This is a genomic window from Paenibacillus planticolens (assembly GCF_013141725.1).
In the GTDB taxonomy this organism is placed as follows: Bacteria; Bacillota; Bacilli; order Paenibacillales; family NBRC-103111; genus Paenibacillus_E; species Paenibacillus_E planticolens.
This window is the reverse complement of sequence record NZ_WHNZ01000064.1, coordinates 119,841-134,454: the sequence shown is the minus strand read 5'-3', so window position 1 is coordinate 134,454 and position 14,614 is coordinate 119,841. Positions and strand designations below refer to the sequence as shown.

Genomic DNA, 14,614 nt, shown 5'->3' with positions numbered 1-14,614 from the left:
AGTCCTATGCTATCTGTAATAAGGAGGCTCTTGCGAATATACGAATGCAGTAGGACTATGGATGCTCTTATACCATTTTGTCTGAATTCAAAAAAAGTAGAAGGCGGGATAGACTCTTGAAAAAATTTCAAAAGGTGCTTAACTTTTGTATTGCCACTGCACTTATTGTTCCCAATGTAATGGTTTTACCCCAGGCAAGTTACGCCGCAACGAACTCTGATTTATCGAAGCATTGGGCTAAGGATCAGATTGCCGTATGGACAGCGTTAGATTTGGCTGAGGGTTACCCGGACGGCACATTTAAACCGGACAACAGTATTACTAGAGCTGAATTCATGGCATTGGTTAATCGAACTTTTAACTTTACGGCGAAAGCTGACATTAAATATAAAGATGTATCCACTTCAGACTGGTTCTATGCCGATGTGGCCATAGCAAAGGCATCTGGTTATATTGAAGGCTATGAAGACGGAACTATAAAACCACTGGAAACGATCACACGTCAAGAGGCTGCAGTCATTGTAAGCCGGATTAAGAAGCTTCCGCTTGCAAGTACTTCTAACGCTCCAAAGGCTTTCGTAGATTCCATGCAGATGGCAGCTTGGAGTAAAGCTCCCATTGAATCCGTCGTTCAGGCAGGGTATATGAATGGCTACCCGGGAGATCTATTTAAACCGAATGGTTTAATAAGCCGTGCAGAAGCAATCGTGTCCCTGGATCGTGCAGGGAATGTTTCATCCGAGACGACTATTGTTGATAATGCCAAATCATTTGCTGGCCAGTCGCTTAAAGGAAATGTTATTGTTACGGCTTCAGGTGCAGATTTAAAAGATGTTACTGTCGACGGCAAGCTAGTAGTGGCCGAAGAGGTAGGCCAAGGCGATGTAACCTTAAGCAAGGTGGCCGTTAAAGGCCAAACCGTCGTTAAAGGCGGCGGCACGCATTCTATTCATATCAATGATAGTAAAATTAACAAGTTAAAAGTGGTTAAACCCAACGTTCGTATCGTAGCAGAAGGCGCTACTTCTGTTGAGGAAACGGAAGTGTTGTCTTCAGCCAGATTGGAAGAAAGCAAGCTTTCTACAACTGAAAAAGGTTTTAAAAATGTAGACATTAATGCTTCAGGTACTGTTCAGCTTGCCGGTCTGTTTGACACGATTCGTCTGAAAGGCAAATCATCGGTTGAATTAGTTGAAGGTGCTATTAACAGTTTAAATGTTCCTTCATCGGGTCAAGGTTCAGCAATTACGATGGCTGCTGACACGAATGTTGATACGCTTACGCTGGATGGCGCTGCCCAAGTTTCGGGAAAAGGGACAATTAAACAGGCAGCCATTAATGTAAATGGTGTAACGATAGGAACAAAGCCAACTTCATATACAATTGGCACCAATGTTAAGGCTACAATTGGCGATCAAGTTGTCGACAAATCTTCAGGCCAAGAAAACGGCAGCAATTCGGGCAGTGGTGGCAGTGGCGGCGGTGGCAGCAACCCAGGCGGTGGCAGCAACCCAGGCAATGGCGGAGACAATCCAGGCAATGGCGGAGACAATCCGGGCAATGGCGGAGACAATCCGGGCAATGGCGGCGACAACCCAGGCAATGGCGGAGACAATCCGGGCAATGGCGGCGACAATCCGGGCAATGGCGGCGACAATCCGGGCAATGGCGGAGACCCAGGCAATGGCGGAGACCCAGGTAACGGCGGAGATCCAGGCGAGCAAATTTCTACTGCGCCTAATGCAGCACAAATTTCTGTAGTAAACAACCCTGCCGGGACTGCGGATACAGTAACTGTAGAAGGATTGGTTGAAGGTGATTTTGTAACGGTATATGGTACCTCTGAAGGAGTGACATCCCTTGGAAGCGGACAAGTGATAGCTGGACAAACTAGCTTGATAATTTCCATTCCACAATTGGGGACTGATGCAGGCCAGGTATTCGTTAGTGTAAAATCAACCGGTAAAAAAGAGAGTACTAGGACTTCTAGAGATTTCATTGCGGAGCCTGCAGTTAATCCGGACTCTCGTTCAATAGCTAGTTTCAGAGCACAAGCGGATAACGAATCTTTAACGGGTGTTATTAAAGGAACGGTTATCTCCGCCCCTTATACAGCAGGTACGAATACAAACAACTTCTACGTTCAGGATGCCACTGGTGGAATTCTGGTGTTCAATCCTGTAACCAAAACGCCAGTAGCTATCGGTGATGAAGTTGAGATCACAAAAGGTAAAAGATTAACATTTAACGGCGAAGCAGAGCTTACTGAGGGAGAATTTACAAAAACAAATAAAAACGCTCCTATTACTCCTGCCATAGTTAATCTAAGTGATCTTGCAGCAAAACAAGGACAAATCGTTACTGTAAAAAACGTTCCGGTTATAAGCACTTCACCTAAATTCTTTGTTGGAGCGGTCACTCCAGGCTACGAAGTATATTTAACAAGATTTGGCGTTACGACTTCAGGTATTGTAGTTGGCGATAAAGTAGATGTAACGGGAGTTGTATCCATTTTCTCGAACAATCCGCAACTGCTGCCTCGTACAAATGCAGATATTACGAAATCTGGCGGAGTGTCTGATGAGGATGCTGTACAAGCTGATACGGCAGGAATCGTATTTGAAGACCTCAACGCAGTTGTTAGTAATCTGGATTTGCCATCTGAAGGAGCAAGCGGCTCAACGATTACTTGGGTTTCTAATAATCCTTCTGTAGTCACTAACGCTGGTGCCGTTACTCGTCCTAGCAAAGGACAAGCCAATGGACAAGCGATTTTAACGGCGACAATTCGTAAAGGATTAGTTTCCCGTACAAAAGATTTCCTTGTTACCGTACTTCCTGAAACAGTATCCAATCAAGAAGCTGTGGCTAATGCCAAGGCGGAATTGACTTTGAGTTATACGGGTTTAGACAATTCAATCAAATTGCCTGTTGCTGGAACTGATGGCACTTCGGTCACTTGGACATTAAAAAATAATGCTCATTCCACGATCGTAAATGTCTCCACAGGTACTGTAAATCGATTTGATATGGAGTCGGATACAGATGTTACATTAATTGCTACGATTACTAAAGGTGCTGTCAGCGATACCAAAGAGATTATGATCCATGTCATCAAAGGACAGCAAATGCCTCAAGTGAACACGGTTAAAGCTAACCATGTCGTCGTAACAGGAACTGCGAAAGCGGGGACAACAGTAACTGTTAATACAGGACAACAAGTCCTTGGTACAGCTGTTGCAGATAGTGTCACAGGTGCTTTCAGCGTATCAATCACGAATCAGCCAGAAGGAACTGTCCTAGAAGTTATTGCGTCATCGGTAGGCTACACAAGTGATGCTGCTTACGTGCTAGTCGTGAATGCAGGATCCATGACAGATAGCGAGGCTGTTAATGGTGCTGTCGCTGCCTTAACGGACAATAGTATCAAACAATTGAATACAAGCTTAAGTGATGTAAAAACAGCACTAAATCTGCCGACTTCCGGTTTGAATGGAACAACAATCGTATGGGGATCTGATAAGCCAGCAGTGCTTGGAACAAATGGCGCTATCAAAAGACCTATGCTAGGTGACCCGGATGCAGATGTAACACTAACAGCTACGATTAGCAAAAACGGTACACAAGCAGTGAAAACTTTTGCAGTAGTTGTTAAAGCACAAACAGAAGCTCTGAAAGTAGTTAGCTTTAATGATATGGCAGTCTCCATCAGCAAAGGAACTGCATATTCCTTACCTGCGAAAGCTACGGCTAATATGAGCGATGGTACTACGACACAGTTGGATGTGGTTTGGAATCCTTCGACGGTAGATACCAGCGTTGCAGGAACGTACAATTTTGTGGGCTCAACTTCATTATATACGGCGACAGTTAAATTAGTTTTGACTGTTACTGAGGCTCCGTCTGCCTTAACGGTTGCTCAGGCAATGGCTACAGCTTCCGGAACATCAATCATTGTTGAAGGTTATATCCAGAATGTAGAAGCAAACACGCAATTCCCAGGGTATGGCATCTATTTGGATGATAAGGTAGGAACAAACAGCAGTACATCTCTGATTGTTAAGTTTGCAAATGGTGATCGCAACGGAGATTTCAGTGTGGCAAAAGCTGCTAATAAAAAAGTAAGAATTACTGGGAAAATCATAGACAGCGCATATTCCAGCAAAAAAGGTTTCTCCAGTGACTATGCAAAAATTGAACCTGTTGGCGGGGATTCCGTACCAAACGCAGCTCCAACTGCTTCTAATGTACAAATAACCGGTACAGCAAAAGTAGGCCAGACGTTGACAGGCTCGTACAATTACGCAGATGCTGATAATGATGCAGAAGGAACTTCCGTTTTCAAATGGTACCAAGTAAACGGTTCGACGGAAACCGTCATTCCCGGTGCTACAGGGAAAACCTATGTTGTCCAGCAAGCGGATGTAGGTAAAGCACTGAGATTTGAAGTTACGCCTATTGCTAGCGCTGGAACAACGACAGGTGTCGCAGCGAAAAGCACGATTTCGGCAATCGTAGCTGACAACACGATTCCAAGCAATCCAATTAATGACCTAGTGAGCAAAGGTCATACGGCTACAACGGCTTCCTTCGATTTTACAGCACCTACAGGAGCAACCTTAGTCGAACTATTTTATTCTCAAGACTCCGGAGCAACTTGGAATAAGGCAACAACGGATTCAGTTCTGAATGCTGCGTCCAACACAGCGACAGCAATCAATCTTGCAGCAAACACCACATATAGCTTTAAAATAGCTGTTACAGGTGGAAGCTATGCAGGGGAATCCAACATCGTCAGTGTAAAAACGGATGCTGTTGCACCAGTTGCGATATCCGATCTGAGCGCAACGGCACATACAGCGACTACTGTATCCTTAAGCTTTACGGCGCCTACGGGAGCAACAGTTGTCCAAATGGTATACTCCAAAGACAATGGAGCCAATTGGTTGCCTGCAACGACGGAACTTAACCTTAGCTCCGCTTCCGTATCCGCTAAAGCCATCAATCTAACGGCTGACACAAGCTATCAGTTCAAACTGGTTGTTACAGGCGGCAGCTATGCAGGGGATTCCAATGTTATTGCGGTCAAGACAGCTGTGTCACCACCTGCAGCACTTACGGTTGCTCAAGCATTAGTCGTAGCTAACAATACTGTAATAACGGTGGAAGGGTATATTCAGGATGTAGAAGGAAATACAGGTGCTGCAGGGTATGGTATTTTCTTGGCGGATAAAACAGGAAAAACTAATGATACTACAGCTTTGATTATTAAGTTAAAAGCTGCTGATCGGGCAATTTTTAGCAAAACGGCTGCTGCAAATAAAAAAGTAAGAATTTCAGGTACTATACTCAATACCGCTTATGTAAGCAAAAAGGGTTTCTTGGATGTGTACACAGAACTCGTTTTTGTGGATTGACTTTCTTTTATAATAGGGTAAACAGGAGGATTCTATGAAACTACTATCTAAGCCATATTCAAAATTAACCGTTACTGTCACACTCGCGCTGACTTTAACTGTAACTGCAGTAGTGATTCCTTACGCTATCTTTGCGGAGGGCCCGAAAGACCCGGCTCCGACGATTGCTGCAAAAGGTACGCCAAACGGTAAAAAGGTTCTTTTCGATAATGCCCACGGAAACACAACAGGAGCTTCAGACTGGGTCATTGACGGGGGGTTCTCCGACTTTGCCAATGGGATTGCGAATGCTGGATATTTCGTCAAAGAATTACGTCAAACCAAACTTATGACTTATGATGATCTGAAAGATTACGATATTTTTGTGACTGCAGAATCCAATGTTCCTTACAAAGTTTCTGAGCAGGCGGCTATGCTGGAATATGTTCAGAAAGGCGGTTCTATCTTCTTCATCGCCGATCATTATAATGCAGACCGCAATAAGAACCGTTGGGATGGCTCTGAAGTTTATAATGGATACCGTCGGGGAGCATGGGATAATCCTGCCAAAGGCATGAGCGCCGAAGAAGCAAATTCTAATGCTATGAAGGATGTTGTAAGTTCCGACTGGTTGTCAGACAACTTTGGAATCAAATTCAGATACAATGCATTGGGCGATTTAAGCGCAAATATTCTTGTTGCACAGGATCAGTCATTCGGAATTACAAAGAATGTTATATCAGTAGCTATGCATGCGGGCAGCACGTTGGCTATCACAGATCCTAATAAAGCTAAAGGTATTGTCTATGTTCCTAAAAATCCTCCGAAATGGTCCACTGGTCCTGTAGACAAAGCTGTGTACAATGGAGGAGGGATCGAAGAAGGTCCTTATGTTGCTGTTGCTAAAGTGGGTAAGGGAAAAGCAGCGTTTATCGGGGATTCTTCACCGGTAGAGGATAAATCACCTAAGTACAAGAGAGAAGACAACGGCAAAGCCAAAACTACGTATGATGGATACAAGGAAGAAAGCGATGCTATCTTACTGCAGAACGTCATTGAATGGTTAGGCAAAAAAGAAAACTTTACAAGCCTATCCCAAGTTCAGGGGCTTGTTTTGGATCAAAAAACGCCATTGATTACTTCGGGCAAAGAGAACGAGATTCCTCAACAATCGATTGAGCCTCTAGCTGAACCATGGGCTGCACCAGATCCAGGCTACAAATGGTGGGATCCATCTACATTCGCTGCTGGTTCTTACGGCAAGTGATTTTAGAAGAGTAATAGAAGAGAACCTTCGAGGTTACAGAAAGAGTGAGTATTCTCTACAATCGTAGAGAGTACTCTTTTTTTTATGATGAAAAGCTTTGGTAGGCTGCTTGCTCAGCCGGTCGAGCAGATGTACTGGGCGTTAGCGCGGGTTTTATCCTCGCTGACGGACAGAGAGGCCCTTATTTGATGAATAAGGACCTCTTCGAACATGTAACGGACACGAGCGCTGTTACTGGCTCACTTTGGGGCTGATTTTGCCACGAAATCGGCATATAAAGTCTCAGGCGTCCGTTAGCGAGAGACACGACGCTTTTCGCGAAGATAACGGCTGCTGAGTCCGAAGCGTGACGAGATGTAGGATTCCTTCACCTCGTCTCTGGAGGCTCTTATTTGCTATTTTGTCACACTGGGTGGATATTTGGACGATGGTAGGCAAAGAAGCCCCTGAGCCCTTGTATGGCCCCCATAACCTAAAAGCAGCTATATAGCTCAAATTGAGCTTTAGAGCCTTGCAGATCCCTATCGCATGTGAGTTATAGCATATGCCAAAAAAAGAAGCTAAACGCATACAAGCCGTTTAGCTCCTTTTTCATTACAAGTTTTCTATTGAGTCTTATTTCAAGCCCATTTCTTTGTTCACGCTGCGCACGATGTCGAATTTGGAATCGTCTGTAGCTACGTAACCTTTGTGGGAGTATACATCAAAAATGACTTTTTGACCTTCAGGGTCATTGCTAATCGCGATGAAAGCATCAGTCAGTTTCTTTTTCCATGTTGGGTCCATGTCGGAGCGAACAGCGATGGTATCATTCGGGATTTTATCCGAGAAGCTAAGAATGCGAGTTTGTTTGAACACATCCGGATAGTCTTTCGTCATGTTAGCGCGAATGTCTTGGAATACGCCGACAGCGTCAACTTGGCCGTTCAGCAAAGCGATAACGGCTTTGTCATGACCTTGGAATTGAACGCCAGTTACGTCTTTCACTGGATCAACGCCAGCTTTTTTCAGTACGAAGCCTGGGTATACATAACCTGCGGCTGAGGTAACGCCTTGCCAGCCGATTTTTTTGCCTTTCAGGTCAGCAACGGATTTAATCGGTGAGTCAGCTTTAACGAGAATCTCTGATTTATAGAAATCTACAAGATCAGTAGTTGATTGACCTGTTTCGTCATTCACACCAAGACGAGTAGCTTGCACAAGCAGATCAGCTGCTTTCCGATTGTCATGGGCAACAACGTAGTTGCTTGGAGGCAAGAAGCCAACGTCAACTTGCTTGGAAGCCATAGCTTCGATTACAACATTATAATCCGTAGAAACGGATACTTTAACTGGAATGCCCAGCTTGTCCCCTAGAAGTTTTTCAAGTGGTTTAGCTTTCGCTTCAAGTGTTTCAGCGTTTTGAGATGGAACGAATTGTACTTTAAGTTCTTTTGGTACGAAACCTGTAGTTGCCGGTGTAGCGGATGCTGCTGCTGATGCTGCTGGTGTAGTGGATGCTGCTGGTTTTGTCTCTTCTTTTTTCGCGCAACCTGCCAACATGCTCGCAGCTACCACCATGGATAAACTAATAACAGTAAGTTTCTTCTTCAAGACTTTTGCCCTCCGTCTAATTAATGTATTTATCTAGGTTAGCTTTATAACAGTAACATATATGATCTGGAAATGGTGTGAAGTATTTGTAAAATGCAGTCGTAAAGAGTCGAAAACTAAACGAATCTCAGGCAAATCGCCGTGCGATCGCCACGCACAGTACGACACCGGCGTTTACAATAAAGACAGGCCAACCAATAGACTCGTGCAAAACGAGAGCCGAAAGCAGCAGGCCGAAGAAAGGCTGGAGGAGTTGCAGCTGCCCAACCGCTGCGATACCACCCTGAGCAAGACCACGATACCAGAACACAAAGCCGATGAGCATGCTGAACAGGGAGACATAAGCAAGGCTCAAAAGTGCGGCACCATGGATACTTGCCCACGAAACCGGCATGTAATACAACGAGAGCAGTAACATAACGGGAAGCAACAGTACGAGCGCCCAAGAGATTACCTGCCAGCCCCCGAGTCTCCGTGAGAGTCGTGCCCCTTCCGCATAACCGTAACCGCACACGAGGATAGAAGCCAGCATGAACGCATCGCCGACCGGTGAAGATGCGGCCCCTTGTGTTAGAGCGAATCCTGCTACAAGGAAGCTACCTAGCGCCGATAAGATCCAAAAGGTAGGTCGCGGGCGTTCACCGCCCCGCAATACGCCGAAGATTGCCGTCGAAAGCGGCAGAAGCCCAATGTAGATAATGGCATGCGCGGATGTTACATACTGAAGCGCCAGGGCTGTTAGCAGTGGGAAACCTGCTACCACGCAGAGCGCGACTAACAATAGCGGAACGATGTCGCTCCGGACAGGACGCTGCTGCCGGAAAAGGAGAAGAAGCGCTCCCGCTAACACCCCGGCAATGGTGGCACGGCACACGGTGAGGAATAACGGATCAAAATCCATCACAGCCATCCGTGTTGCGGGGAGCGATCCGCTAAAGATGAGCACGCCCAGCATACCATGGATCCACCCGCTTGTCGTTTTGTTCATTAAAATCACCTCAAAGTATACTTCTGTATGATATGAGCATTATAATAGTTACAAAATGCTATGTATATTGACTATTTATCCATCTGTAAGGGTACAGATGATAGATTCAATTATTCAGGCTGGAGGCATAGTTATGAAAAATAAAAAGGAATCCATTCAGCAAATGATCCGTTCGGACATCGTGAATGGTCTCATTATGCCAGGTCAAAAGCTGCCCTCCATCCGTGCGCAGAGCCAAAGATTCGGCTGCAGTCTCAACACCATTATTGGTGTTTATCAGGAACTCGAAAATCAATATCTCATTTATTCACGTCCGAAGAGCGGTTATTACGTTGTAGCGAAAGAAGCGCTCCTTCCTCTGCTGCAAACCAAACGGATCGATTTTGCATCAGCGGCTCCCGATCCCGCGTCGATCCCGCAAAGCGATTTTCGTCAATGCTTGAACAAAGCGATGGAATTATTTGAGTCGTCCATATTCACTTATCCCGATCCGCAGGGTTTGCTTTCTCTTCGCCAGGAGATCGTGAAGCTTTTTCAGCAGCAGCAGGTTTTTCCTTCGGCCCAGCAAGTTTTTATTTTTTCAGGTGCTCAGCAAGCTCTTCATCTTCTAGCCGGAATGCCTTTCCCAAACGGAAAAACGAACATTCTGGTTGAGCAACCCACCTACTGGGGAATGCTGGCGGCGCTTAAGACGCAAAGACAGACCGTAATCGGCATCGAAAGAACGCCTGACGGGATCGATTGGGCAGCTTTGGAGCGCCATTTTCAAAGTAATATGATCAAGTTTTTTTATACAATCCCGCGCTTTCATAATCCGTTAGGCACTTCTTACACGGCGGAAGACAAACAGCGGCTGGCCGAACTCGCCAAAGCGAATGACGTTTATATCGTTGAGGATGATTATCTTGCCGATTTGGAAACGAACAGCAAAGCAGATCCGATTCACGCTTATCATGGAGCGGGTCATGTCATTTATCTCAGAAGTTTTTCCAAAGTGATGCTGCCCGGATTAAGGCTTGCAGCGGCCGCCGTGCCGGATTCGTTTATTCCTGTACTTCAATGGCATAAACAAACGGCCGATCTGAGCACTTCGGTGCTTTCTCAAGGCGTTCTTGAGATCTACATGAAGTCCGGGATGTATGCTCATCATGCGAAGCAAATGAAAACTTTGTACAATCATCGCATTAAACATCTCAAGGAAATTTCACAGCGATTATTGCCCAAAGAATGTTTGTATTCTATCCCGCCTAGCGGGGGGCTCTTCGCTTCCATACGCCTTCCGGACTCTATTCAATCAGAAGATTTGGTCAAGCGATTGGAGAATCGTGGCGTTGATGTACTGGCAGCCGATAGGCAGTTTCTTACCTCTTTCCCCAAGCTTAACTTGCTGCGCCTTAGCATCATTCGAACCGACGAGCAAGAAATTGAAGAGGGCATCCGCATTATTGCCGAAGAACTGGAGCGTGCCCGATATACAAGCAGCTCCCCTAAGCCATTTTTTCGGTTATGAGTAGAAAAAATCTCTTTATTGCCGTAAAATTTGAGATTTTGATGATGAGTTTGTGTTTTGACGATATCATGGTTGTAAGGGTTTTCATATAATGAAATCATTGTTCGCTCACATGAAAGGAGTTTGTCAACATGCTAAGTATGTGCCAAACAAACCGGGAGAGTTGGGGATTATATGTGGATCTGAATACGATCATCCGACAGGCGGATGCCTTTCTGACGACTCCGAATATACATATCACAGACGCGAGAGCCCCGCAAAGTCCTGGGAGCGCGCATGATTATTATTCAAACGGAGATTACTGGTGGCCGAATCCCGATACGTCGGATGGACTGCCCTACGTTCGACGTGACGGTGAGAGCAATCCGGCTAATTTCCATGAACATCGAATCCTGCTTAGACGGATGCGGTCTCGGGTCGCCAGTTTGACTGCCGCATATCGCATAACGGGAGAAAAACGGTACGAAGCAAAGGCCGTTCAGCTGTTGGACGCTTTTTTCCTGAACGAAAACACGCGAATGAATCCGCATCTGCTTTATGCTCAGGCGGTACCCGGAGTATGCGACGGACGGGGGATCGGCGTGATCGATACTTTGCATCTGATCGATGTGGCGGCAGCCGTTCATGTTCTGGAGAGTGAGCCTGGATCCACGGCGGAAACTCAGGTTCTGCAAGGGGTTTCTTCATGGTTCGCGGAGTATTTGCAATGGATGAACGAGCATCCGCAAGGGGTGGAAGAAAGAAACGAACCTAACAATCACGGCATCTGCTGGTTCGTTCAGGCTGCTGCATTCGCTCGGCTGACCGGTCATCATGCCATGCTGGATTGGTGCAGAGAACAATACAAGAGCAGGCTGCTTGAAGAACAAATGGGAGCGGACGGCAGTTTTCCCCGTGAATTGTCCCGTACGAAGCCATATGCCTATTCGCTGTTTACACTGGACAATCTCATTACGCTTACGCATATCCTCTCTACGCCGAACGAGAACTTGTGGGAATTTGAACTTTCGGATGGCAGAGGCGTACGGAAGGGAATCGCATTCCTTTTGCCATACCTGGAAAATAAACAAACATGGCCCTATGGGCGTGATGTAGAATACGATGCGCATTGGCCTGTCGGAATGTCGTTCTTATTGCTTGCAGGACTGGCCTACGGTTCTGAAAGGCTCCTTGCCCTGTGGCGCACGCTCGACCATAGACCGCAGGAGGCGGAAGTCCGGCGGAATATGGCGATTCGGCAGCCGCTTCTCTGGATCTAAGGGAGACGGATAGACGAGACGGTTCTTTTTCTTTTCGCTATAATAAATGAAAGCAGTTACAACATGTCGACAAGGGGTTAGTGCTAATGAAGTTCAATCGGTTCCGGTTCAACAAACGCAGCGTCATGGTTACTTGGCTCACCTCTTATATTTCGGTGCTGCTCGTCCCGATCATCATTAGCGGAATTTTATATGCGGCTTCCTGGCATGTGGTTGAATCGGAAGTGAATCGTGCCAACAATAACGCGCTGAAGCAGATGGAAATGGCGATCGATAACAGCCTTGGCGGCATTGAGCGGCTGAGTCTGGAAATTTCCCTCAATAAACCGGTGAACGCTTTTATCAATACTTCGCAGCCGCTTACGGATAACGATTATTACGATTTAGTCACGATATCCAATGATTTGCGGGTATACCAGACAGCCAATGAGTTCATTGAACAAATCTATCTGTATTACAAAAATAGTGACACCGTGATATCTACGCGCAACCGGACGGACAGCCGCCATTTGTTTCAGATGTTGGACGGACGGAATCTTAAAGACTATGAGGCATGGAAGACGTATTTGGATAAACGCTACATCCAGGAATATGCGCCGGTTACGGTGTCAGAGGATGATAATTCGTATAAAGCCGTTCTGTTTGCCAAATCCGTTACATTGACGAATCGGGATCAGCCGGGAGCGGTGCTCCTGTTTGTTGTGAAAGATTCCAAGCTGCTCGCCAATATTCCGCCGTCCGAAGCGACATCCGTTGCAGTGCTGGATAAAGAGAACCGGCTGGTCGCTGCAAGCGGGCTCGAGCAAAGTCCTGATTTTCTCGCCTATGACAAGTTTTCTGGCGAAAACGGTCTTTTTTACGGAGAAGTGACCGGCAAACAGGTCGCTGTCTCGTATACCACTTCGGCAAGAACAGGCTGGAAATACATCTCGATGATTCCCGCCGAGCGCTTCGACGACAAGATGAAATATATGAAAAGGCTGGTGTATGCCAGCATTTTGCTTAGCCTTCTTCTGGGCGGGGTGGTTACGTTCCTGTTCCTTCGCAAAAATTACAATCCGATTCACCTGCTCATTCGGAGTTTCTCGATGAAAGCAGGGATTTCGTTTGCCGAGGGGACGAATGAGTACGGCTTTTTGCAAGAGGCGCTCAACAATACATTCGCTGAGAAGGAACAAGTCGATCGCCGCCTGCACCAGCACCGGGACGCCATCCGCTCGCATTTCCTGCAGGGGCTTCTGAAAGGGAATTTGGAGCAGGACATTCCCGTGCACGAGTCGCTCTCGGCTCACGATATACGGCTGGCTTCCCCTCATTTTGCCGTACTTTTGTTTCATATCGATCATTTCGGCAAATTTCAGGAAGATGTCACAGTGGATCCGCAGAAAGTGAAATTGATGCAGTTCATAATGATGAATGTGGTGGAAGAAGTGATTGGCAGCGATCATCAGGGCTTCACGACGGAGATTGACGATATGCAGGCATGTATTTACAATTTTGGATGCGGGCAGGACCCGGAGGAGCTGCGGCGAGTTGCCGAGCAGGTGAAATTGTTCCTGTTTGATCATTTTCATGTGCAGTTGACGATATCTATCAGCGGCATCCATTCCGAATTGTTCGGAATTGCCGAGGCCTATCAAGAAGCTCTCTCGGCGATGGCTTATCGTCTAGTCGTTGGGGGCGGAGCTGTGATTCGTTACGACGAATTGCCGAGTTCCGAGGCTGTCCGCCAGGCTGGAAATTATTATTATCCTTTGCATGTAGAGCAGCAATTGATTAATTTCGTTAAGATTGGCGATTATGAGAAGTCGAGCTCGATCATTGAGCAAATTATTGAAACAAACGTAACCAATGCGGTGTTATCGGTACCGCTCGGCAAATGCCTCATGTTCGATCTTGCGAGCACGATGTTGAAAACCATGAATGAGATCGGCTCGCAGGCCAATAAAAATGGTTTCATGGAACAGTTTAACCCTGTCGAACGGCTATCCGGATGCGAAACGATCAAAGAGATGAGAAGGGAAATTTTGTCGATTCTCGAACAGGTCTGCCAGTCCGTTCAAGCCAGCCGAAAACAGGAGTATAGCCCGATTGGCGAGCTTGTTAGCGCTTATGTCAAAGCCAACTATACCGAAGAAAATCTGAACATCTCGATGATCGGAGAGAAATTCGGGATTACTCCTTCCTATTTATCCAAGCAATTTAAAGCACAAACCGGCGACGCGCTGCTTGATTTCATAAGCCGGACTCGTTTGGAGGAGGCGAAGAAGCTGCTGACCGAGCAAACCCTTTCCATTATGGAGATTGCGCGCAAAGTCGGATATGCGGATATCAATACATTTAACCGGACTTTTAAGAAGTTTGAGGGCATTACACCGGGGAAATACAAAGAGCTTAAATGAATGGTTTACGGGTTGCTTAAAGTCGTACAAGCTTGCTTGCGCGGCTTTTCATTTTTTGCATAGCTATTTGGGATTCTGATGATTGCTTTTTACGAATTTTAATGAGCGATTTGCAGTTTTGACGATATGCAAAAGGGCGGTTTCCCCGCCATACTAAAGCCACAGTGCTGCAACGAAGACATTTTGCACTAGATCCTAT

Annotated in this window: 6 protein-coding genes and 1 pseudogene; 5 read left to right on the top strand and 2 right to left on the bottom strand. The window is 46.2% G+C overall.

What is annotated here, in order from left to right:
- Positions 1-116 precede the first annotated feature (116 nt).
- Together GC097_RS27700 and GC097_RS27695 are read left to right on the top strand one after the other, a co-directional pair.
- Positions 117-5,417, top strand: a complete 5,301-nt coding sequence (locus GC097_RS27700) for an immunoglobulin-like domain-containing protein (protein WP_171686525.1) — start codon at positions 117-119, stop codon at positions 5,415-5,417.
- A gap of 34 nt (positions 5,418-5,451) precedes the next feature.
- Positions 5,452-6,657 (top strand): annotated as a pseudogene (locus tag GC097_RS27695) (DNA-binding protein); the annotation flags it as partial.
- A 621-nt stretch (positions 6,658-7,278) separates the two neighbouring features.
- On the opposite strand, the gene GC097_RS27690 reads toward GC097_RS27695, so the two are convergent.
- Entirely contained in the window at positions 7,279-8,256 is a 978-nt protein-coding gene (locus GC097_RS27690) for a phosphate/phosphite/phosphonate ABC transporter substrate-binding protein (protein ID WP_171686523.1), read from the bottom strand.
- A gap of 127 nt (positions 8,257-8,383) precedes the next feature.
- Positions 8,384-9,244 carry a DMT family transporter gene (locus GC097_RS27685; protein ID WP_171686522.1) on the bottom strand — a complete coding sequence of 287 codons (861 nt, stop codon included), beginning with the start codon at positions 9,242-9,244 and terminating at the stop codon, positions 8,384-8,386.
- Between the two features lie 133 nt (positions 9,245-9,377).
- Between GC097_RS27685 and GC097_RS27680 the strand changes: the two genes are divergently transcribed.
- The 3 genes from GC097_RS27680 to GC097_RS27670 all read left to right on the top strand — a co-directional run bounded on the left by GC097_RS27680 (position 9,378) and on the right by GC097_RS27670 (position 14,415).
- Positions 9,378-10,754, top strand: coding sequence for an aminotransferase-like domain-containing protein (locus GC097_RS27680; protein ID WP_171686521.1), 1,377 nt, complete (start codon positions 9,378-9,380; stop codon positions 10,752-10,754).
- A 131-nt stretch (positions 10,755-10,885) separates the two neighbouring features.
- The gene (locus GC097_RS27675; RefSeq protein ID WP_246294483.1) at positions 10,886-12,013 is read left to right on the top strand and encodes an alginate lyase family protein; all 1,128 of its coding nucleotides are present in this window, start codon (positions 10,886-10,888) and stop codon (positions 12,011-12,013) included.
- A gap of 86 nt (positions 12,014-12,099) precedes the next feature.
- Positions 12,100-14,415: a helix-turn-helix domain-containing protein gene (locus tag GC097_RS27670; protein ID WP_171686520.1), complete on the top strand. Its 2,316-nt coding sequence runs from the start codon at positions 12,100-12,102 to the stop codon at positions 14,413-14,415.
- The last annotated feature ends 199 nt before the right edge of the window (positions 14,416-14,614 follow it).

Coding starts and splice junctions, on each gene's coding strand:
- GC097_RS27685 (WP_171686522.1), bottom strand. CDS start 9,244: ATGAACAAAACGACAAGCGGGTGGATCCATGGTATGCTGGGCGTGCTC.
- GC097_RS27680 (WP_171686521.1), top strand. CDS start 9,378: ATGAAAAATAAAAAGGAATCCATTCAGCAAATGATCCGTTCGGACATC.
- GC097_RS27675 (WP_246294483.1), top strand. CDS start 10,886: ATGCTAAGTATGTGCCAAACAAACCGGGAGAGTTGGGGATTATATGTG.
- GC097_RS27670 (WP_171686520.1), top strand. CDS start 12,100: ATGAAGTTCAATCGGTTCCGGTTCAACAAACGCAGCGTCATGGTTACT.